Here is an 860-nt window from a genome sequence, read left to right as displayed (position 1 = left end):
TTCGCCAGTGCCAATGCCAATGCCAGTGCCAGTTGCCGGAGGTGGAGGTGGAGGTGGAGGTGGAAGTTGATGTTGTCTATTGCACCAGCGGCGTTTCGGCGCCGCCCAGGTCGATCCCTTCAATGCTGGCGCCGCCGATCAGCAGGCTTGCATACTGCTTCCAGGCGCGGTCGCGCGCCGCCGCCGCGAGGGCGCGCGCGATGGATTGCCGCACGGCGTCGAACGGCAACTGCACGCCTTCGCAGCGCTCGACGACCCGCACCACGTGCAGGCCATAGCGCGTTTCAACCAGCCGGGCCAGCACGCCGGGGTGGCGCGCCGCGAAGATGGCGCGCTCGAACTCGGGCGCGGTCTCGCCGCGGAACACACGGCCAAGGCGCCCGCCGCCGGCACCGGTCGGGCAGTTGGAACTGGCCCTGGCCAGCCCGGCGAATGCCGGGGGATCAGCCAGCACCTGTGCGAGGGTGGCCTCGGCCGTTGCGCGCAGCGCGTCGAGCGGGACGCGTGGGGTCACCTGGAACAGGATGTGCTCGGCCTCGACCCATTCGCCCTCGCGGAAGCGCTCCAAGTGGTTATCGTAATGCCGGCGGCAACTGGCCTCGTCCGGCTCGGGCAGCCCGACCTCCCGCTCGAGCAGGGCCGCCGTCAGTGCCTCGTCGTCGTCGCCGGGCAGGCCGAGCTGCCGCGCTTGCGCACGCACCAGATGGCGCAGGATAAGGGCAACCACGGCATGCCGGGTGGGCTCGGGCGAGCCGCTATGGCGAGCCAGTTCGCGCTCGATTTCAGCGTCTTCCAGTTCGACGCCATTGACTAAGACAGGCATTGCATTCTCCTTGCCGGGTGAGTGGGCGGGTGGGTGG

General features: G+C 69.5%; 1 protein-coding gene. It reads right to left on the bottom strand.

Going from position 1 to position 860, the window contains the following annotated elements; translation table 11 throughout:
- Window positions 1-76 precede the first annotated feature (76 nt).
- Window positions 77-823 (bottom strand): peptidylprolyl isomerase, encoded by a 747-nt coding sequence (locus CF70_RS16895; protein WP_035866966.1) that lies wholly within the window; start codon window positions 821-823, stop codon window positions 77-79.
- Between the last annotated feature and the right edge of the window lie 37 nt (window positions 824-860).

The sequence above is a fragment of the Cupriavidus sp. SK-3 genome (assembly GCF_000611145.1).
Lineage (GTDB): Bacteria > Pseudomonadota > Gammaproteobacteria > Burkholderiales > Burkholderiaceae > Cupriavidus.
The sequence above is the reverse complement of the archived record's forward strand: the minus strand, read 5'-3'. Positions and strand labels throughout refer to the sequence as shown.

What these genes read in the sequence shown, in the direction of transcription:
- CF70_RS16895 (WP_035866966.1), bottom strand. Translation starts at nt 823, where the DNA reads ATGCCTGTCTTAGTCAATGGCGTCGAACTGGAAGACGCTGAAATCGAG.